21 protein-coding genes and 1 pseudogene are annotated in these 18,843 nt (G+C 71.9%); 13 read left to right on the forward strand and 9 right to left on the reverse strand.

The window, feature by feature from the left end; genetic code table 11:
• Position 1: 1 nt before the first annotated feature.
• From sufC to NHL53_RS01945, 5 genes are all read left to right on the forward strand, one after another.
• Positions 2-772 (forward strand): Fe-S cluster assembly ATPase SufC, encoded by a 771-nt coding sequence (gene sufC, locus NHL53_RS01925; protein WP_433774604.1) that lies wholly within the window; start codon positions 2-4, stop codon positions 770-772.
• 8 nt (positions 773-780) lie between these two features.
• A complete protein-coding gene (locus tag NHL53_RS01930; RefSeq protein WP_433774607.1) occupies positions 781-1,110 on the forward strand; it encodes a metal-sulfur cluster assembly factor in 330 nt (109 codons plus the stop codon).
• 112 nt (positions 1,111-1,222) lie between these two features.
• Complete coding sequence (locus NHL53_RS01935; RefSeq protein ID WP_433774609.1) at positions 1,223-2,398, forward strand: MalY/PatB family protein; 1,176 nt, start codon at positions 1,223-1,225, stop codon at positions 2,396-2,398.
• Positions 2,395-3,816, forward strand: coding sequence for an MFS transporter (locus NHL53_RS01940; protein WP_433774611.1), 1,422 nt, complete (start codon positions 2,395-2,397; stop codon positions 3,814-3,816). Before NHL53_RS01935 ends, NHL53_RS01940 begins: the two co-directional genes overlap by 4 nt.
• Positions 3,817-3,853: 37 nt before the next feature.
• A complete protein-coding gene (locus NHL53_RS01945) occupies positions 3,854-5,701 on the forward strand; it encodes a DUF2207 family protein (protein ID WP_433774613.1) in 1,848 nt (615 codons plus the stop codon).
• Between the two features lie 2 nt (positions 5,702-5,703).
• On the opposite strand, the gene NHL53_RS01950 is transcribed toward NHL53_RS01945, so the two are convergent.
• Both NHL53_RS01950 and NHL53_RS01955 read right to left on the reverse strand, forming a co-directional pair.
• Complete coding sequence (locus NHL53_RS01950) at positions 5,704-6,138, reverse strand: pyrimidine dimer DNA glycosylase/endonuclease V (protein ID WP_433774615.1); 435 nt, start codon at positions 6,136-6,138, stop codon at positions 5,704-5,706.
• A 41-nt stretch (positions 6,139-6,179) separates the two neighbouring features.
• On the reverse strand, positions 6,180-6,731 hold the full coding sequence (locus NHL53_RS01955; protein ID WP_433774617.1) for a TetR family transcriptional regulator: 552 nt from the start codon (positions 6,729-6,731) through the stop codon (positions 6,180-6,182).
• Between the two features lie 52 nt (positions 6,732-6,783).
• On the opposite strand from NHL53_RS01955, the gene NHL53_RS01960 reads away from it, so the two are divergent.
• The 6 genes from NHL53_RS01960 to NHL53_RS01985 all read left to right on the forward strand — a co-directional run bounded on the left by NHL53_RS01960 (position 6,784) and on the right by NHL53_RS01985 (position 11,011).
• Entirely contained in the window at positions 6,784-7,383 is a 600-nt protein-coding gene (locus NHL53_RS01960) for a biotin transporter BioY (protein WP_433774619.1), read from the forward strand.
• On the forward strand, positions 7,380-8,069 hold the full coding sequence (locus NHL53_RS01965; protein ID WP_433774622.1) for an energy-coupling factor ABC transporter ATP-binding protein: 690 nt from the start codon (positions 7,380-7,382) through the stop codon (positions 8,067-8,069). The genes NHL53_RS01960 and NHL53_RS01965 overlap by 4 nt, the downstream gene beginning before the upstream one ends.
• Positions 8,066-8,659, forward strand: a complete 594-nt coding sequence (locus NHL53_RS01970) for an energy-coupling factor transporter transmembrane component T family protein (protein WP_433774624.1) — start codon at positions 8,066-8,068, stop codon at positions 8,657-8,659. Before NHL53_RS01965 ends, NHL53_RS01970 begins: the two co-directional genes overlap by 4 nt.
• Positions 8,656-8,997, forward strand: coding sequence for a CHY zinc finger protein (locus NHL53_RS01975; protein WP_433774626.1), 342 nt, complete (start codon positions 8,656-8,658; stop codon positions 8,995-8,997). Before NHL53_RS01970 ends, NHL53_RS01975 begins: the two co-directional genes overlap by 4 nt.
• 153 nt (positions 8,998-9,150) lie before the next feature.
• Positions 9,151-9,831, forward strand: coding sequence for a TetR/AcrR family transcriptional regulator (locus NHL53_RS01980; RefSeq protein WP_433774628.1), 681 nt, complete (start codon positions 9,151-9,153; stop codon positions 9,829-9,831).
• Positions 9,818-11,011: a serine hydrolase domain-containing protein gene (locus tag NHL53_RS01985; RefSeq protein WP_433774630.1), complete on the forward strand. Its 1,194-nt coding sequence runs from the start codon at positions 9,818-9,820 to the stop codon at positions 11,009-11,011. The genes NHL53_RS01980 and NHL53_RS01985 overlap by 14 nt, the downstream gene beginning before the upstream one ends.
• Positions 11,012-11,075: 64 nt before the next feature.
• Here the strand turns inward: NHL53_RS01985 and NHL53_RS01990 are convergent, their stop codons facing one another.
• The 3 genes and pseudogenes from NHL53_RS01990 to chrA form a co-directional block, all read right to left on the reverse strand.
• Positions 11,076-12,464: an FAD-dependent oxidoreductase gene (locus NHL53_RS01990; protein ID WP_433774632.1), complete on the reverse strand. Its 1,389-nt coding sequence runs from the start codon at positions 12,462-12,464 to the stop codon at positions 11,076-11,078.
• A pseudogene (locus NHL53_RS01995) lies at positions 12,461-13,164 on the reverse strand (aquaporin). The gene NHL53_RS01990 and the pseudogene NHL53_RS01995 overlap by 4 nt, the downstream one beginning before the upstream one ends.
• Complete coding sequence (chrA, locus tag NHL53_RS02000) at positions 13,149-14,372, reverse strand: chromate efflux transporter (RefSeq protein WP_433774634.1); 1,224 nt, start codon at positions 14,370-14,372, stop codon at positions 13,149-13,151. The pseudogene NHL53_RS01995 and the gene chrA overlap by 16 nt, the downstream one beginning before the upstream one ends.
• Positions 14,373-14,419: 47 nt before the next feature.
• On the opposite strand from chrA, the gene NHL53_RS02005 reads away from it, so the two are divergent.
• Positions 14,420-15,091, forward strand: a complete 672-nt coding sequence (locus tag NHL53_RS02005) for a helix-turn-helix domain-containing protein (protein WP_433774636.1) — start codon at positions 14,420-14,422, stop codon at positions 15,089-15,091.
• Between the two features lie 51 nt (positions 15,092-15,142).
• Here the strand turns inward: NHL53_RS02005 and NHL53_RS02010 are convergent, their stop codons facing one another.
• Positions 15,143-15,340, reverse strand: coding sequence for a hypothetical protein (locus NHL53_RS02010; RefSeq protein WP_433774638.1), 198 nt, complete (start codon positions 15,338-15,340; stop codon positions 15,143-15,145).
• A 412-nt stretch (positions 15,341-15,752) separates the two neighbouring features.
• Here NHL53_RS02010 and NHL53_RS02015 point away from each other — a divergent pair, with 412 nt between their 5' ends.
• Positions 15,753-17,351 (forward strand): ABC-F family ATP-binding cassette domain-containing protein, encoded by a 1,599-nt coding sequence (locus NHL53_RS02015; RefSeq protein WP_433774640.1) that lies wholly within the window; start codon positions 15,753-15,755, stop codon positions 17,349-17,351.
• 9 nt (positions 17,352-17,360) lie between these two features.
• Here the strand turns inward: NHL53_RS02015 and NHL53_RS02020 are convergent, their stop codons facing one another.
• The 3 genes from NHL53_RS02020 to NHL53_RS02030 are packed head-to-tail and all read right to left on the reverse strand — an operon-like array spanning position 17,361 to position 18,831.
• Positions 17,361-18,227: an SURF1 family cytochrome oxidase biogenesis protein gene (locus tag NHL53_RS02020; RefSeq protein WP_433774642.1), complete on the reverse strand. Its 867-nt coding sequence runs from the start codon at positions 18,225-18,227 to the stop codon at positions 17,361-17,363.
• Entirely contained in the window at positions 18,224-18,472 is a 249-nt protein-coding gene (locus NHL53_RS02025; protein ID WP_433774644.1) for a hypothetical protein, read from the reverse strand. The genes NHL53_RS02020 and NHL53_RS02025 overlap by 4 nt, the downstream gene beginning before the upstream one ends.
• Positions 18,469-18,831, reverse strand: a complete 363-nt coding sequence (locus NHL53_RS02030; protein WP_433774646.1) for a DUF3099 domain-containing protein — start codon at positions 18,829-18,831, stop codon at positions 18,469-18,471. The genes NHL53_RS02025 and NHL53_RS02030 overlap by 4 nt, the downstream gene beginning before the upstream one ends.
• Between the last annotated feature and the right edge of the window lie 12 nt (positions 18,832-18,843).

The following is an 18,843-nucleotide window of genomic DNA, read 5'->3' on the forward strand; positions in this document are numbered from 1 at the left end:
CATGGCTGTCCTCGAGATCCGCGACCTGCACGTCACGGTCGAGACGGATGAGGGAACCACCCCCATCCTCAACGGCGTGGACCTCACGGTCCGCAGCGGCGAGACCCACGCGATCATGGGTCCCAACGGCTCCGGCAAGTCGACGCTCGCGTCGACGATCGCTGGCCACCCCAAGTACACCGTCACGAGCGGCTCCATCACGCTCGACGGCGAGGACGTCCTCGAGATGTCCGTCGACGAGCGGGCCCGCGCCGGCCTGTTCCTCGCGATGCAGTACCCCGTCGAGATCCCCGGCGTCACCGTCACCAACTTCCTCCGCACGGCGAAGACGGCGATCGACGGCGAGGCCCCCTCGGTCCGCACCTGGACCAAGGATGTCAAGGACGGCATGGCCGCCCTGCGCATGGACCCGAAGTTCGCCCAGCGCAACGTGAACGAGGGCTTCTCGGGCGGCGAGAAGAAGCGCCACGAGATCCTCCAGCTCGAGCTCCTCAAGCCGCAGCTCGCGATCCTCGACGAGACCGACTCCGGCCTCGACGTCGACGCGCTGCGCATCGTGTCCGAGGGCGTGAACCGCGCCAAGGAGAACACGGGCCTCGGCGTGCTGCTCATCACGCACTACACCCGCATCCTGCGCTACATCACGCCCGACTTCGTGCACGTGATGGTCGCGGGCAAGGTCGTCGAGGAGGGCGGGCCGGAGCTCGCCGAGCGCCTCGAGAACGAGGGCTACGCGGCCTACCTGCCCGAGGGCGCGCCCCTCGAGGGCTGAGGTCGATCATGGCCGGATCGCTCAGCTCCGAGAAGTACGACGAGGTCATCGAGGCCCTCAAGGACGTCATGGACCCCGAGCTCGGGGTCAACGTGGTCGACCTGGGGCTCATCTACGACCTCGCCTGGGATGACGAGAACGACGCGCTCGTGATCCACATGACCCTCACGAGCGCCGGCTGCCCCCTCACCGACGTGCTGGAGGAGCAGACCGCGCAGTCGCTCGACGGCGTCGTGGAGCGGTTCCGCATCAACTGGGTGTGGATGCCGCCGTGGGGCCCCGAGCGCATCACGGACGACGGGCGCGACCAGATGCGGGCCCTCGGCTTCGCCATCTGATCGCTCCCGACGCGCCCCGTCGATCTCCGGATCGGCGGGGCGCGTCGTCGTGCGTGCGACGGCGCGTGACGGAGGCGGCGCCGCGCGGTTCGCCGAGGATTAGGCTCGGATCGTGACCAACGCCGCCGCCCCGCTCGCCGCTCTTCCGATCGAGACGCTCCGCCAGCGCACCAGCACCAAGTGGGCCACCCACCCGCACGACGTGCTGCCGCTGTTCGTCGCGGAGACCGACTTCCCCCTGGCCGAGCCGATCGAGCGCACGCTCCTGACCGCTCTCCGCGTCGGGGACACGGGATACGTCCCCCCGCGGACCCGCTACCCCGAGGCGTTCGCCGGCTTCGCCGAGCGCCGCTGGGGATGGGCCGTGGACCCCGGCCAGGTCCGCACCACCTGCGACGTCATGATGGGCGTCGCGGAGCTCGTGCGCGCCGCCGCGTCGCCGGGGGAGAAGGTCGTCGTCACCTCGCCCGTGTACCCGCCGTTCTTCATGGTCCACGACGAGGCGGGCACGGTGCCCGTCGACGTGCCGCTCGTCGAGAACGACGGATCCTGGGAGCTCGACCTCGAGGGGATCGAGCAGGCGTTCGCCGACGGGGCGGTCGCGATGCTGCTGTGCAACCCGCACAACCCGACAGGCACCGCGCACTCCCGCGCGTCGCTCGCGGAGCTGGCGCGGATCGCGGAGCGCCACGGCGCGACGATCATCAGCGACGAGATCCACGCGCCGCTCGGCCTCCCCGGGCGCACGGTCACCCCGTTCCTCGACGTGAGCGACGAGGCCCGCCGCGTGGGCGTGTCGGTTCTCAGCGCCAGCAAGGCGTTCAACCTCGCGGGCCTGAAGTGCGCCCACCTGGTCACCGCGGACCCGCAGAAGGCGGCTCTCGTCCGGGCGATCCCGATGGAGGTCGAGTGGCGCACGGGTCTGTTCGGCCTGCACGCCGGCATCGCGGCGTTCGAGGAGGGCGAGCCCTGGCTCGACGCGCTCCTCGCCCGTCTCGACGAGAACCAGCGGCTGCTCGCCGATCTCCTCGCCGAGCACGTCCCCGGCGCGGTCTACGCCCCCGGAGACGCGGGCTTCCTCGCCTGGGTGGACGCGCGGGCGCTCGGGTGGGGCGACGACCCCGCGAGGCGGATCCTCGAGGACGCCCGCGTCGCGCTGAACCCCGGCCCCTCGTTCGGGCCGTCGGGGGCGGGGCACGTGCGGATCAACTACGGGACGGGTCCGGAGATCCTCACGGAGGCCGTCCGCCGCATCGGCGACGCCGTCCGCGGCGCGTCGCGGCGATGAGCCACGGCGATCCCGCGAGCTTCTCCGGACCGCTTCCCATCGTCCCGCCGGTCGACGGCGGCAGCATCTGGAGCGCCCGGTACGCGGGGACGACGATCGGCGCGGTGTCGCTCATCTTCCTCGCCGCGCTGCAGTCGCTCGCGGTCACGACCGTGATGCCGTCCGTCGCCGACGACCTGGACGGGCACGCGCTCTACGCGGTCGCGTTCTCCGGGACGTTCGCGACGTCCGTGATCGGCATGGTCGCGGCGGGCGCCTGGGCGGACAGGAGGGGGCCGGCGGCGCCCATCTGGATCGCCGTGCTCGCCTTCATCTCCGGCCTCGTGATCGCCTCTCTCGCCCCCACGATGGGGCTGCTCCTCGCGGGGCGCCTCGTGATGGGGCTCGGGTCGGGCGGACTCGTCGTCTCGCTGTACGTGATCGTGGCGCGGGTCTATCCGGCGAACCTCCACGGGCGCGTGATGGCGGTGTTCTCGGCCGCGTGGGTCGTCCCCTCGCTCGTCGGGCCGGCGGGCGCGGGAGCCGTCGCGGAGTTCCTCCACTGGCGCTGGGTCTTCGGCGGCGTGGCGCTCTTCGCTGTCGCGGCGTTCGCGCTCCTCGCGGTGCAGCTGCGGAAGCTCGACCTCGCGACCGAGGAGCCCTCCTCCGATCCCGTCGCCCGGCGCCTCCTGCTCGCCGTCGTCGTGGCGGCGGGCGCCCTCGCGCTGGGGCTGTCGGGCGAGGGCGGACCCCTGGCGGGGGACAGCCTCCTGCGCGGCGCTGCGATCGCCGTGGTCGCCTTCGCCGTGGTGCTCGTCGCGATGCGGCCGCTCCTGCCCGCGGGCGCCTTCCGCGCCGGGCGCGGTCTTCCCAGCGTGATCCTCATGCGCGGTCTGATCGCGGGCGCCTGCTTCGGCGCGGAGATCTACGTTCCCTACCTGCTGCAGGACCACTACGGGTTCTCGCCGACCTGGGCGGGCATCGGCCTCACGGTCGGCGCTCTCACCTGGGCGGGAGCCGCCGAGATCACCGGCCGCTGGGGCGATCGGATCGGCAACAGGCGGATCGCGGGGACCGGCGCGGGGCTCCTCGCCGCGGCGACCGCGGGTCTCGCGGTCTCGTCGGTCGTCGATCCGCCTGCGGCGGTCCCCATCGTGCTCTGGGGCGTCGCGTCCGGCGGCATCGGACTGCTGTACCCGCGCCTCACGGTGCTGTCGCTCGCCTACTCGACGCGGCAGAACCAGGGCTTCAACTCGTCGGCCCTGCAGATCAGCGACGCGGTCGGCACGTCGTCGACCATGGCGATCATGGGATTCGCCTTCGTCGCGGTCCCCGTCGCCTTCTCGTTCCCCGTCGTGTTCGGCATCGCGGTCCTCATCGCCCTCGCGGCGCTCGCCCCCGGCATGCGGCTCGGTCACGCCGCAGAGCTCCGCGGCTGAGGTCGCCGGCGACGGCGCGGTCCGCCAGACTGGGGGCATGCGCACCGCGATCCGCTCCGAACGCCCCCGCTCCCTGCGCCTCGCCGTCGCGGCGACCGCGCTGGCGGTCCTCGCGCTCCTCGTGTCCGCGCCACCCGCCGCGCGCGCCGACACGGAGGGCTTCTCGTTCTCGAGCTGGCACACCGAGATCCGCACGAGCATCGAGCGGGGCCTCGTGGGAGGCGAGATGGTGCGCTCCGAGTTCGTGGAGACGATCGTCGCCGACTTCCCCGAGCAGGATCAGAACCGCGGCATCGTGCGCGCGATCCCCGTGCAGATGGGGCATCAGACCATGCGCATCGAGGACATCTCCGTCGTGGACGAGAACGGCGAGGCGGTGTTCTTCGAGCGCTCGCAGGAGCAGGGATCCCCGTACGTGCAGCTGGCGCTGGGCGACGACGACTACGTGCACGGGGAGACGACCTACGTCGTGTCGTACGCCCTCGTCAACACGCTGCGCGAGGAGGAGTACAGCACCTGGTACTCCCCGAACCTCGTTCCGGAGAACCGCGGGCAGCGGATCGATCGCTTCTCCGCCGAGGTGACGATCCCCGCGGTCCTCGCGGAGGGCGTGCGCGAGATCCCCGAGTGGGCGGATCACGAGGGCCTCGACGGGCTCGACATCGCCTGCTATCTCGGCGCCTCGGGATCGAGCGACACCTCGGGATGCGACGTGGCGCGCACCGACACGGGGGAGGAGACGACGTTCTCTGTCGGTCCGATGGACATCGGGACCGACGCGCTGACGCTCGAGCTGCGCTTCGACGAGAGCCCGATCCGCTCCGGCACGGCGCTGAACGCCCTGTCGCCCCTGCAGGCGGCGTCGTTCCTCCTCCTGCTCGTCGGCCTCGGGGCGTCGACGTGGGCGACGGTGTACCGCGTGCGGTTCCGCCGCACGCACGCGCCGGCGGGCCCGGTGCCGATCCGCACCTCGACGACCATCCCGCCCGTGCGGGCGGGGATCCTGCGCAGCGGGGGGAAGCGACCGGACGCCCGCTCCTTCGCGGCCAGCGTCCTGTCCGCCGCCGTGCACGGGGCGCTGCGGATCGAGCCGCGGGGCGACAGAGACATCGATCTGCGCGGCACGGGTGATCTGACGGGTCTCGACGAGGAGCAGCGCGCCTTCGTCCTCGACGTGCTGCGCGTGGGCAGGGGAGACGCGGTCGTTCGTCTCCACCCGGGCGCGCGCGAGCTCGCGCGGCGCTGGGGCGAGTTCGCTGGCGACGCCCATCAGTCGGCGAAGGAGAGCGGCGACCTGGCGCGCCGGAAGCGCGCCCAGGTCGTGCCCGCGGTCGCCCTGTCGGTCATGCTCGCGGGGAGCGTCCTGACCGTGCTGACGTGGCGCCACGTCTCCGACGACCTGCTCGGGTGGTTCGCGCTCGCGATCCTGCTCGGCTTCGCGGCGCTCATCGGCGGGGCGCTGTTCCTGACGATGCCCGTGCTCCAGCCGATCGGGCGGGCGGCGGACGACGCGGAGGAGCTGCGGGGGCTCGAGAGGTTCATGCTGCGCGGATCCCGCGAGCGGCAGGAGACGCTGCGCGAGGAGGCGGGAGGCGACGAGGAGGCCGCGCTCGCGGCGAACGACGCGCTGCTGCCCTACGCCGCGCTGTCCGGGATCGACGAGGCCTGGGCCCGGGCCCTCACCGACTGGCATCGGCAGGCGGGGCACGAGACGTCGTGGACGCCGGACACGGCGGTCTTCGCGGCGAACCTCGGCACCCTGCACAGCAGCTCCCTCTCCGTCTCGTCCTCGGGGTCGAGCGACAGCGGAGGCGGAGGAGGGGTCGGCGGAGGCGGCGGATCCGCGGGCGGGGGCTTCGGCGGCGGATCGGTCGGAGGGCGCTGAGGTCAGCGCGGGCGCTCCCAGGGGGCGATCCCTCCCGCGACGCACGTGAACAGCGGGTGGGGATCGGGGAGGTCCACGTCGCCCCAGCGCGCGCGGAGCTCGGGGCTGCGCGCCGCGAGCTTCGCGAGGAGGTGGCCCCACTCGTACCGGAGCTGGCCGTCGGCCACGGGGAGGCGCGCGTCGAGGGATCCCGGGCGGGAGATCCGCGCGCGGTCGAACCGGTACCCGCGGGCGTCCGCCTCGTCCGCGACGCCGCAGAGGTAGGAACCGACGCCGCCGATCGGGTCGTCGAGGGTGCGGAAGCGCGTCAGCTGCGGGTGCGACGCGTAGCCGCGGGTCCGGCCCGAGAGGACGGCCTGGGCGAGCAGCGCCTCGCGCCAGCAGGCCGTCAGGCCGCTTCCGTCGAGATAGCGGGGATGAACGGACCACAGGCGCATGCGTCCATTCTCTCGCGACGCCGCGGCGCCGCGGGCGCGGATCAGGCGGGGTGCGGCGCGAGGCCCGCGAGCAGGGCGTCGAGCCCGTCGGAGAAGTCGGCTCGGGTCTCGGCCGCGACGGTCGCGGGGTCGGCGTCGTAGGCGCCGATCTGCGCGGCCTGCATCCGCTGCTGCACGATCGACGCGTGCCCCAGCACGAACGGCACGAGGATCCGGGCGCCTCGGTCGGGATCCCCGGCGCCCTCCGCGGCGAAGGCGTCGGCGAGCCGCCGATGCGCCGCGCCGGATCCGAGCGAGAGCGCGGCGGTGCTGACGACGACCTCTGCGCCGTCGCGGTGGGCGAGGAGGGCGTCGCGGAGCGCGTGGGCCGTGGCGCGGACGCCCTCGGAGGGCGCGGCCTGCCCGACGATGCGGTCGGCGACGGCGGCGAGGAGGGACTGCTTGTTCTCGACGTGCCAGTACAGCGCGCTGGCGCGCACCCCCAGCTCGCTCGCGAGGCGGCGCATCGAGAGGTCGGGCAGCCCGTAGGCGTCGAGCAGGGCGATCGCGGCGTCGACGATGCCGTCGAGGTCGTGCGTCGGGCGACCGGTCATCCTCTGACTATACTGAACGACGTTCAATGAACACCGTTCAGGAGGAGAAGCCATGGCCACGAAGACCGATCGCTGGGAAGCGCGCGACCTCGCCCGGGTGGCGGTGTTCGCCGCGCTCATCGCCGTGCTGGGCCTCATGGGGCCCATCCCCGTGCCCGGTCTCGTGCCGATCACCGCGCAGACCCTCGGCGTCATGCTCGCCGGCACCATCCTCGGCTGGAAGCGCGGCGCGGCGGCGGTCGGCGTGCTCCTCGTGCTCGCCGCGATCGGCCTCCCCGTGCTCTCGGGCGGCGGGGGAGGGCTCGGCTCGTTCTTCGGCGTGACGGGCGGCTACCTCATCGGGTGGCTCTTCGGCGCCGCCGTCGCGGGCGCCATCGCCCACTCGGGGCCCCTCACCTGGTGGCGCGTGGGGCTCGGCGCCGCGATCGGCGGCATCCCCGTGATCTACGCGTTCGGCCTGCCCGTGCAGTCGATCGTCGCGGGTCAGCCCCTCGGCCTCTCCGCGCTGCAGTCTCTGGCCTTCCTCCCCGGCGACCTCATCAAGGTCGTGCTCGCGACGGTCCTGACCCTCGTGCTGTTCCGCGCCTACCCGCCCGCGTTCCCCGCCTCGGCGCGTCGAGGACGCACGGCGCCGGCGCCGCAGGCCGCGTGATCCGGGCGGAGGGCCTCGGCGTCGCGATCGACGGCGCGCGCATCCTGAGCGACGTGACGATCGCGCTGGAGCAGCCGCGCATCGCGGTGATCGGGGCGAACGGATCGGGCAAGTCGACCTTCGCCCGCACGCTCAACGGGCTCGTCGCCGCGACCGAGGGGCGCGTGGAGGTGCGGGGCATCGATCCGTCGGCCGAGCCGAAGAAGGCGCGCGAGACCGTCGGCTTCCTGTTCTCGAACCCCGACGCGCAGATCCTCATGCCGACGCCGGAGGAGGACCTCGCCCTGTCGCTGCGGGCCGCGGGGGTGCAGAAGGGCGAGATCGCGGAGCGGGCGCGTCAGGCGCTCGCCCGCTTCGGCCTCGCAGAGCGGGGCGACCAGCCGGCATACAGCCTCTCGGGCGGCCAGAAGCAGCTCCTCGCCCTCGCGGCCGTCCTCGTGCGCGAGCCGCGCGTGCTCGTCGCGGACGAGCCGACGACCCTCCTCGATCTCGGCAACGCGCGCCGCATGGGCCGCCTGCTCCTCGGCGAGGAGGGGGAGGCCGTCGCCGAGCAGGTCGTGATCGTCACGCACGATCTCGAGCTCGCGGCCCGCTGCGACGTCGCGCTGCGCTTCGCCGACGGCCGGCTCGTCGAGGCGGGGGAGCCGGAGGGCGTCATCGAGCGGTACGCGATGGAGTTCGCGTGATCGCGCTCTACCGCCCGGGCGACAGCCTCGTCCACCGGCTCCCGGCGGGCGTCAAGCTCGCCGGCCTCGTGGCGTTCGCGCTGGCCGCATCGCTGCTGCCGCGCACGCTCTGGATCGCGGGGAGCGCGTTCGTCCTCGTCTTCGCGCTGTTCGTCGCGGGCGGGCTCGGCGCGGGCCTCTGGCTGCGCCAGCTGTGGGCGACGAAGTGGATCGTCCTCGTCCTCGGGGCGACGCAGACGATCTTCCTCGGGTGGGAGCCCGCCGTCGCGAACACGGCGCGCGTCGTCTCGATCGTGTTGTTCGCGGCCCTGGTGACCTTCACGACGCCGGCATCCGAGACGGTCGAGGTGCTGCAGCGCGTCCTGGGGCCGCTCCGCCGCCTCGGCGTCGACCCCTGGCGTATCGCGTTCACGGTGCAGCTCGCGATCGCCGTGCTGCCCGTCATCCAGGGGTTCGCCGCGCGGATCCGCGAAGCCCAGCGCGCCCGGGGGGTGCGCCTCGGCGCGCGCTCTATCGTGACGCTGCTCGTGATGTCGCTGCGGCACGCGGACGACATGGCCGACGCGCTGACCGCGCGGGGGATCGCGTGAGCGCGGGGGCTCCGCGCCGAGTCGGCGAGCGTCTCGTCGGCGGGGCCATCCTCGACGACGAGACGCGGTGCGCCCACTGGCACGGCCCCGACGACGTGCTGGCGATCCTCTTCCCCTGCTGCCGCGCCTGGTTCCCCTGTCATGCCTGCCACGAGGAGGCCGCGGACCATCCCGCGGAGGTCTGGCCGGCGGACGCCGTCTCCGAGGAGGCGCTGCTGTGCGGACGCTGCGGCGGCACCACGGCGATCGGACGCTATCGGGAGACGTCGGCCTGCGCGCGCTGCGGGGGAGCGTTCAACGACGGCTGCCGGCTGCACGCGCACCTCTACTTCGCCTGACGGGATCCCGTCCGTCGCCCGCGCGCCGCGGGGCGCGGCGCGGCGCTTCCGCGGGCACGGCACGCGGGCGATCGGACCTCGTGCGCGAGCGCCCGCCTCCGCGCCCGGAGGCGCGATTGCGCAGAAGTCATCGGTGATGTCATCACTGATGACATGCCGCGCAGAACTCTGTCACCCGACGCGATCGTCGATGCCGCGATCGCGCTCACCGCGCGCCCCGGCGCATCGGGCATCTCCGGTCGCGCCCTCGGCGACGAGCTCGGCGTCGACCGCTCCGCCATCTGGCGTCACTTCGCCGATCAGGACGAGCTCCTGCGCGCGGTGGGCGACCGCCTGCTGAGGATGTCGCTCGACGCGGTGCCTGGCGGGCTGCTCCCGCGGGAGCGCATGAACGCCCTCGCCCGGGCTCTTGTGCGGACCTTCTCGGCGCACCCGAGCATCGGCGCCCTCGTCGCCGGGCGGACCACGCGGGGGGCCGGCGAGCTCGCCGTCGTCGAGTTCACGCTGCGCGCCCTGGCCGAGGTCGGCGTCCCCGCCGACCGGATCGCCGTCCAGCAGCGCATGATCGCCGACGCCATGCTCGGATATGCGGGCCTGCGAGCGAGCCAGGATCTGCTGCCTCCCGAGCTGCGCCGCGGCGACGCGCAGGCGTGGAGCGGGGTGTACTCGGCGGTGTCGCCGACGACGCATCCCGCGGTCGCGACGCACGTCGGCGGGCTGGCCTCCGTCTCCGACGACGACGTGCTCGAGGCGCTGCTCGCCGCGCTCTGGACAGCGGTGAGCAGCGTCGTCACCGAGACGCAGCGAGAGGACCGGAACGATGGCCACGCGTAGCGGCGGACGCCGGTGGGCGGCCTGGACCGGAGGGACGCTCGCCGCGCTTGTCGCGCTGACCGGCGCGGCCTACGCGGCGACCGCCCTCATCGACGTCCCGCCGCCGCACGCGCTCGTCCGCCTGCTGGCCACGGCTCCCTCCGCGCAGGGCGAGGTCTTCCCGACCCGCACCGTCGCCGCGGGCCCGGACGCCGCGGAGCTCGAGCGCGCCCCGGGCGATGTGCTGGCCACGACGGTGCCGTGGAAGGGCGAGCGGATCTCCACCCGGGAGATGCTGGACGAGACGAAATCGCGCGCCCTCGTCGTCCTGCACGAGGGCAGGATCGTCGACGAGTGGTACGTCGACGGCGTCGACGACGAGACGCGGCTGTCGTCGTGGTCGGTCGCGAAGTCGGTCGTGTCCCTCCTCGTCGGGCAGGCGAGCGAGCGCGGCGACCTCGCCGAGGACGACAGGATGGTCGACATCCTCCCCGAGCTCCGCACGGGCGGCGCGTACGACGACATCACGGTCGCGCACCTGCTCGACATGGCCTCCGGCATCGACGTGTCGGAGAACTGCAACCCCTGGTGGCCGTTCACGGGAACCGCGCGCCTGCTGCTCAGCACCGACCTGCCCGGCTGCGTCGCGCACCACCGCGAGGTGTCGTTCGCGCCGGGCAGCCGGTCGGACTACCGCAGCGTCGACACGCAGATGCTCGGCATCATCCTCGAGCGGGTGGACGGCCGTCCGCTCGCCCAGATCGCGGGAGAGGACCTGTGGGCCCCGATGGGTGCCGAATCGGACGCACTCTGTAACCTCGACAGCCCGGACGGCCCCGAGAAGGGCTTCTGCGGCCTGAACGCGACGGCGCGCGACTTCGCGCGCATCGGTCAGCTCGTCGCGGACGGCGGCCGCGCGGGCGACGCGCAGATCGTGCCGGAGGCGTGGATCGAGCGCATCTCGACGCCGACCGGCCTCGAGATGGAGGGCGGCTGGGGATACTCCGCGCAGTGGTGGCGCGCTCCGGGGGCCGGGGAGGACTTCCTCGCGCTGGGCGTGTACGGCCAGTACATCTGGGTGGATCCTGCGACCGACACCGTGATCGTCAAGCTCAGCGACCACGGCACGGAGCAGGACGAGATCTACGCCGTGGAGGCGATGCGCGCCGAACCCCGTAAGTTCACGATTCGTGAATCCTGAAACGGCGGGAACTCACGGGCCCAAGTGTGGTTCCAGCGTACCTGGACCCGTGAGTTCCCGCTGGTCAGGCTGGGGGGGCAGCGAGGCGGTGTTGCGCGTCCCATGTCTGGGTTGCGATCTGTACGGCGTCCCACGGGGAGCCGAGCGGTGGGGTGTAGGACAGGTCGAGTTCGGTGATCTGCTCGACGCTCATGCCGGCCCAGAGGGCGGTGGCGTAGGTGTCGACGCGTTTGGCGACCTCGGTGCCGCGGCGTCCGACGAGCTGCGCGCCGAGGAGCCGCCCAGTCGTCGTGTCGCCGGTGATGCGGAACTGGATGGGGTGGGCGCCTGGGTAGTACCGCTTGTGGTCGTCCGCGGCCGCCGCGACCGTCGACGGGACGTAGCCAGCAGACTCGGCTTCATGGTGACGCAGTCCGGTGCGGGCGGCAACGAGGTCGAAGACCTTTACGACCTGCGTGCCGACCGACCCCTGGAAGGCGCGGTCGCCGCCGAGGGCGTTCTCCCCGGCGATGCGGCCCTGCTTGTGCGAGGTTGTGCCGAGCGGCAGGTAGGTGAGGCCGAGGAGCCGGTGGTGGGTGATGATGCCGTCGCCGGCGGCCCAGACGTGCGGCAGGCCGGTGCGCATCCGCTGGTCCACGACGACCGCGCGGCCCGCGCCGAGCGACGCACCGGCACGCTCGAGAAGCTCGGTGTTGGGCCGGACGCCAACGACGACGAGTACCAGGTCGGCCGCCTGTTGGAACGGCTCGCCTGCGTGGGTGCCGGTGACGGTGAGCCCGGCCGGGGTCTTCTCGATCCCGGTGATAATCGTGCTCGTGATGACCTCGACGCCGTGGGCGTCGAGGTCCGCGTGGACGAGGGCGCCGAGTTCGGGGTCGAGGGTGGAGAGGACTTCGGAGCCGCGCTGGATCTGGGTGACCTGCATGCCGCGAGCGGTGAAGGCTTCGGCCATCTCCAGGCCGACGTACCCCGCGCCGACGATGATCGCCGAGGCAGGCTGCCGCTCGGTCAGATCACGGTCCAGGGCGAACGTGTCGCCCATCGAGTGGATGACGTGCACGCCATCCGCGGGGCCGAACTGATCGAGGCCGGTGATGCCGGCGTGGGACGGGAGGGCTCCGGTGCCGACGATGAGCTCGTCATAGGCGATGTGCTCGCTCGATCCGTCGGAGCTGCGGACTTCGAGGCGCTGCCCGGCGACGTCGATCCCGGTCGCGTAGGTGTTCAGGCGCAGGGTCATGCCGGTGGCTTCGAGGTCCGCGCTCGTGAGGTGCGCGAGCGACTGCCACGGGGCGACCTCGCCGGTGAAGTAGTAGGGGATGCCGCAGATGGAGAAGTTCGGGTACTCGTCCGCGACGACGACGGTCACGTCGGTCGTGGGGTCGAGTTCGCGGGCGCGCAGCGCGGCGGAGATTCCGGCGTCGGAGCCGCCGATGATGGCGAGGTGAGTCAAGGGTGTGCCTTTCGGGGAAGCGGGAACAGGAGCAGGACGAGCCCGACGCCGAGCGCGGCGCCGACGAACTGCGCGGCCAGGAACGGCCACGCGGATGCCGGGGCGATGCCGGCGAAGGTGTCGGTGAAGATCCGGCCGATGGTGACGGCGGGGTTGGCGAAGGAGGTCGAGGACGTGAACCAGTACGCGGCCCCGATGTACGCCCCGACCGCCGGCCCGACCAGGGTGGCACGGCCGGTGCGCGCGAGGGCGAAGATCAGCGGGATCAGCCCAGCGGTTGCCACGATCTCACCGAGTAGCTGCCCCGCAGAGGTGCGCTCGGTCGTGGAGATGGTGGTCGGGGTCTCGAACATGGCGTTCGCGAGGATCGCGCCGCCGATCCCACCGACCACCTGCGCGATCACGTAGACAGCTACCGTCGCGGCGGGCAGGCGGGCAGGCGGGTGCCGAGGGTGCGGTCGGCGAGGGTGACGACCGGATTGAGGTGGGCTCCGGACACGGGCTGGAAGATCAGGATGAGCACCGCGAGCCCGAGCGAGGTCGCGATCGAGTTCTCCAGCAACTCCAGGCCGACATCGCCCGGGGAGAGGCGCTGGGCGGCGATGCCGGAGCCGACCACGACAGTCACGAGGAGCCCGGTGCCGAGGAACTCGGCGGCGGCACGTCGCCAGAGGGGTGCGGGGGTCATAGGGTGATCCATCCGATGAGGGCGGCGGCGATGACGACGGCCCAAGCCGGGGTCTTCCACATCGTCAGCGCGACGAACGCGGCTGCAGCTAGGGCGAGGGTTCCGCCTCCCGTGATGCCCTGGGTGAACACGGGCGTGTAAAGGGCGGCGGCGAGGATACCGACGACCCCGGCATTCACACCGGCCAGGGCGCGCTGCGCGTGACGGACGTGGCGCAGTCGCTCCCAGAACGGCAGCGCTCCGACGATCAGCAGCGCGGAAGGGAGGAAGATCGCGACCAGCGCGATCGCTGCGCCGGCGATCCCGGTCGGACCGATCGTGGTGACGGCGCCGAGGTAGGCCGCGAAAGTGAACAGCGGCCCCGGGACGGCCTGCGCGGCCCCGTACCCGGCGAGGAACGCGTCATGACCGACCAGTCCGGTCTGCACCGTCTCCGCTTCCAGCAGCGGCAGGACGACGTGCCCGCCGCCGAACACGAGAGACCCGGCCCGGTAGAACACGTCCACCAGACCCACCGCCCCGTTCCCGGTCACCGCAGCCAGAGTGGGAAGCGCCGCCAGCAGCACCGCGAACAGGACGAGGCTTACGATCGATATGACCCGCGGCACCCTGGCCGGGAACGCGTCCGCGTCCTCTGCCGGCGCGCTGGAGGGACGTAGCCATGCCCATCCGGCGATTCCGGCGGCGATGATCGCGGCGATCTGTGCGAGCACCCCCGGAACGAGCAGCACCACGATTAGCGCACCGACCGCGATCGTCGCTCGCCGCGCGTCCGGAGTGAGGGTCTTCGCCATCCCGAGGACCGCGTGGGCGACCACCGCGACCGCAGCTGCCTTCAACCCGACCAGCCACCCTGATCCGATCGCGTCGCCGAGAGACGCTGCACCGTAGGCGAAACCGACCAGCAGGACCGCCGACGGCAGAGTGAACCCCGTCCACGCCGCGAGCAGTCCGAGCATCCCCGCCCGCTGCAGACCAATCGCCATGCCCACCTGGCTCGACGCCGGGCCGGGCAGAAACTGACACAGCGCGACCAGATCCGCATACGCCCGATCCGTCAACCACCGGCGCCGCTCCACGAACGCCTCCCGGAAGTACCCCAGATGCGCCACCGGCCCACCGAACGACGTCACCCCCAATCGCAAGAACACCCAGAAGACCTCGGCCACCCCACCCGGACGACGGGCGGCGGCAGAGACGAGAGTTGGGTGCGTGTTCATCACGACCAGTCTTGACGGCAACCATTGCCTCAGTCAACCTTGAGGCAATGAACACTGAGCAAATTTCCCTTGAGGATCGGGCGGCGAGGCACGCCGCCCTCGCCGACCCGGCACGGCTGCGGATCGTCGATCTCCTCACCGTTGCCGACCGATCGCCGAGCGAGCTGCAGATCGAGTTGGGCATGACCTCGAACCTGCTCGCCCATCACCTGGGGGTCCTGGAGCGGGCGGGATTGATCGCCCGCACCCGCTCCGAAGGTGACCGGCGCCGCAGCTACCTCCACTTTCGTCCTTCGGGGCTCGACGGGTTCCCGCTCACTCCCATCCTCTCCGCCCAGCGGATCGTGTTCGTCTGCACGGGAAACTCCGCCCGCTCCCCACTGGCCGCCGCGCTCTGGGAACAAGGCAGCTCCATACCGGCAACATCAGCGGGTACGCACCCTGCTGCGGCGACGTCACCAAAAGCGGTTGCGGTCGCCGCACGCCGCGGACTCCGGTTCGACCCGCCCGTCCCTCGCGACATCGACGGAGCAATCGGCAAGGACGACCTTGTCATCACAGTGTGCGACCGCGCCCACGAAGAACTCCACCGCCCCGAAGCTCTGCATTGGTCGATTTCCAACCCCGGCCGGGTCGGCACCGACGCTGCCTACGACGCTGCCTTTGACGAGATTGCCCGGCGCATCGACGTTCTCCGACCTCAGCTATCCGCTTCGTGAATGGCCAGCGGGGCGGCAGACAATCTGATCGAAGACCTCAGATGGCTGAAGTCACCCGTCCTCGTTGGCGCCCGTCCCCGGGTCGAGGACGCGGAGGTAGCGGGCGGCTGCGTCGACGCCGATGCCGAAGAGGTCGGCGATGCGGCGGGTGTCGCCGCCGGTGGCTTGGATCTCTTGGATGATGCGGTCGTTGCGGAGGGCTTGGGCGGAGATCCCGGCTGTGTGCCAGGGGAACTGGTGTCCGGGCAAGCTGAGGCGGCCTGCGGTGAGCAGGCTGACGAACAGGTGTCGCGCGCTGTTTGAGCTCCTCGCTGTACTTCCGTGGTGCTGCCATGACTCTCATCCTTCACTGGTTTGAGAGCCTCCATCACACCCGGGGCGCTTCAACCTCAACAATGCGCCGGTTCTTTCACGAATCGTGAACTTTCTTCGTGAATCCACGCGGGCGGTGGGAGCCCAGCGCACCTCACGAATATGAAGAACTCAGAGCGTGAAGTGCATGTCCGAACTCACGGCAGTTGAGGCAATCGCCGCCGACATCGCGAGCTGATCCGCGCGAGGCCGGAACCCCGCCCAGTCCCGTCGCAGATGCGAGGGGATAAGGTAGGAGGCTGGCCATTCGGCCGCTTCCCTCCGCTCCCGACAGAGACAGGTGTCACCCGTGCTTGCCGTCAGTGATCTCGAGATCCGCGTGGGCGCCCGCCTGCTCATGAGCGGCGTGGGCTTCCGCGTCGCCGGCGGCGACAAGGTGGGTCTCGTGGGGCGCAACGGCGCCGGCAAGACGACCCTCACCAAGGTGCTCGCGGGCGACCTGCAGCCGTCGGACGGCACCGTGACGCTCTCGGGAGAGCTCGGCTACCTCCCGCAGGACCCCCGCTCCGGCGACCCGGAGGAGCTCGCGCGCACGCGCATCCTCAACGCCAGGGGCCTGGGCGACCTCACCGCCGACATCGCGCGGGCGACCGAGGAGATGGGATCCGACGACGCGGGCGTCGCCGAGAAGGCGATGCGCCGCTTCGCCCGCCTCACGGAGCGCTTCGAGACCCTCGGCGGGTACGCGGCCGAGGCGGAGGCCGCGTCGATCGCCCACAACCTCTCCCTGCCGGACCGGATCCTCGACCAGCCCCTGAAGACCCTCTCCGGCGGCCAGCGCCGGCGCATCGAGCTCGCGCGCATCCTCTTCAGCGACGCCGACACGATGATCCTCGACGAGCCCACCAACCACCTCGACGCCGACAGCGTCGTCTGGCTGCGCGAGTTCCTCAAGACCTATCGCGGCGGGCTCATCGTCATCAGCCACGACGTCGACCTCGTGGGCGAGACGGTGAACCGCGTGTTCTATCTCGACGCCAACCGCCAGGTCATCGACATCTACAACATGGGCTGGAAGCACTACCAGCGCCAGCGCGTCGCCGACGAGGAGCGCCGGAAGAAGGAGCGCGCCAACGCGGAGAAGAAGGCGAGCGCGCTGCAGCAGCAGGCGGCGAAGTTCGGCGCGAAGGCGACGAAGGCCGCGGCCGCGCACCAGATGCAGGCGCGGGCGGCGAAGCTGCTCGCGGGCCTCGACGACGTGCGCCAGGAGGATCGCGTCGCCGCGATCCGCTTCCCGAAGCCCTCCCCGTGCGGGCGCACGCCCCTCATGGCGTCGGGGCTGTCGAAGTCGTACGGGGCGCTCGAGATCTTCGCCGGGGTCGACCTCGCGATCGACCGCGGGTCGAAGGTCGTCGTGCTGGGGCTCAACGGTGCCGGGAAGACGACGCTGCTGCGGATCCTCGCGGGCGTCGACGCGTCCGACACTGGGGAGGTGCAGCCGGGGCACGGCCTCAAGATCGGCTACTACGCCCAGGAGCACGAGAACCTCGACGTCGACCGCAGCGTGCTGCAGAACATGGTCTCGGCCGCGCCCGACCTCACCGAGACGGAGGCGCGGAAGGTGCTCGGCTCCTTCCTGTTCACGGGCGACGACGTGCACAAGCCGGCTCGCGTGCTCTCGGGCGGCGAGAAGACGCGCCTGTCGCTGGCGACCCTCGTCGTCTCGAGTGCGAACGTCCTCCTGCTCGACGAGCCGACGAACAACCTCGACCCGGCGTCGCGCGACGAGATCCTCGGCGCGCTCGCGCACTACGAGGGCGCCGTCGTGCTCGTCTCGCACGACGAGGGCGCGGTGGAGGCGCTCAGTCCCGAGCGCGTCCTGCTGCTGCCCGACGGCGTCGAGGACATCTGGAACAAGGACTACATCGACCTGATCACGCTCGCCTGAGGCGGGCGCTCACGCGTCGAGGAGGGCGTCCTCCTCCTCGGCGTCGCGGTCGCGGCGCGGCCGGCGGGAGCGTCGCGGCGGGCGCGGGCTCTCCGGCTCGAGCCCCTCGAGCTCGGCGTCGTCCTCGTCCTCCGCGTCGCGCGTCTCTCCGCGCCGCGCGACGATCTCGGTGCGGATCATGTATCCGATGAACACGAAGCCCATGACGGCGAACAGGATCCACTGGATCGCGTACGACAGGTGGGGGCCGGGGTCCACGTCGGGAGCAGGGATGGCGCTGGGGCGCGCGGCGGGAGCCGGGTCCTCGGACATCATGAGCGCGTAGGCGCTCGTCAGGGTCTCCTCGCCGGTCTCCTCGGCGATGGACGGCACGTGCAGCGTGGGGAGCTGGCCGGCGGGCGCGCTGCGCCCGGACGTCGGGAGCGGCTCCGACGGGCGCAGGCGGGCGACGACCGTCACCTCGCCCTCGGGCGCGGCGGGAACGGCCTCGGCCCCGCCGTCGTAGGCGGGCGGGACCCATCCGCGGTCGACGGCGACGATGCGCCCGTCGTCGAGGCGCAGCGGCACGACGACCTCGTAGGCGCTGGTGTTGCCGTGCGCGCGGTTGCGGACGAGCATCTGCGCCTCGGGGAGGTACTCGCCCGTGAGCACGACGGGATGCCACTCGTCGGCCGGATCGAACTCGGATCCGGGGGCGATGAGGTCGTCGACGGGCACCGGCTCCGCCTCGTAGTTGCGCTCGATGAGGAGGTTGCGCGCGGCCCGCTCGTCGTTGCGCGAGAACTGCCACTGGGACAGGAACGCGCAGACGATCGCGAAGACGACCGCCACGGCCACGTACGCGCCCCAGCGGGCGAGGCGCGACCAGCCGGTCACAGGACGCCTCCCGCCAGCTCGACGTTCGAGCCGTCGACGGCGCCCTCGACGACGGCGAGGGGGAAGCCCCGCGAGGCGATGAAGTCGCGCAGGTAGTCGACGTGCTCGTCGCAGGCGAGCCACACCTTGCGGCGGTCTGCCGCATGGATCTTCGGATTGCGCCAGACGACGCTCCAGGCGGCGTCGGCGCGGCACTCGGCGCGCGAGCACTGCGCGCGGTCGGGCGAGGAGAGCGCGAAGATCATGCGTCGTCTCGATTCTCGGAGGGCGCGGTCTCCGCGATGCGGATGACGGCGCCTTCCGCATCGTCGCGGGGCTCCGGCGCGGGGAGCGCGCGGGGCGAGGTCGCCGGCGGGACGGCGGTCGTGACGCGCCCGGCCTGCGCCTGGTTGGCGACGATCACCGCGAAGTAGGGCAGGACGGCGCCGAGGAGGGCGAACAGCAGCGTGTGCCACCCCCAGGGCTGCACGACGAACATGAGGACGACGCAGAGCGTGCGCACGCCCATCGTGAGCGCGTACTGCTTCATCCGGGACGTCTCGTCGTCGTGCGGAGACGTCTCGATGGAGGTGGCGCTCTGGGCGGGCTGCTTGTGCTTCTTCACGGCCCCTCCAGA

The organism is Microbacterium sp. gxy059, assembly GCF_050958665.1.
In the GTDB taxonomy this organism is placed as follows: Bacteria; Actinomycetota; Actinomycetes; order Actinomycetales; family Microbacteriaceae; genus Microbacterium.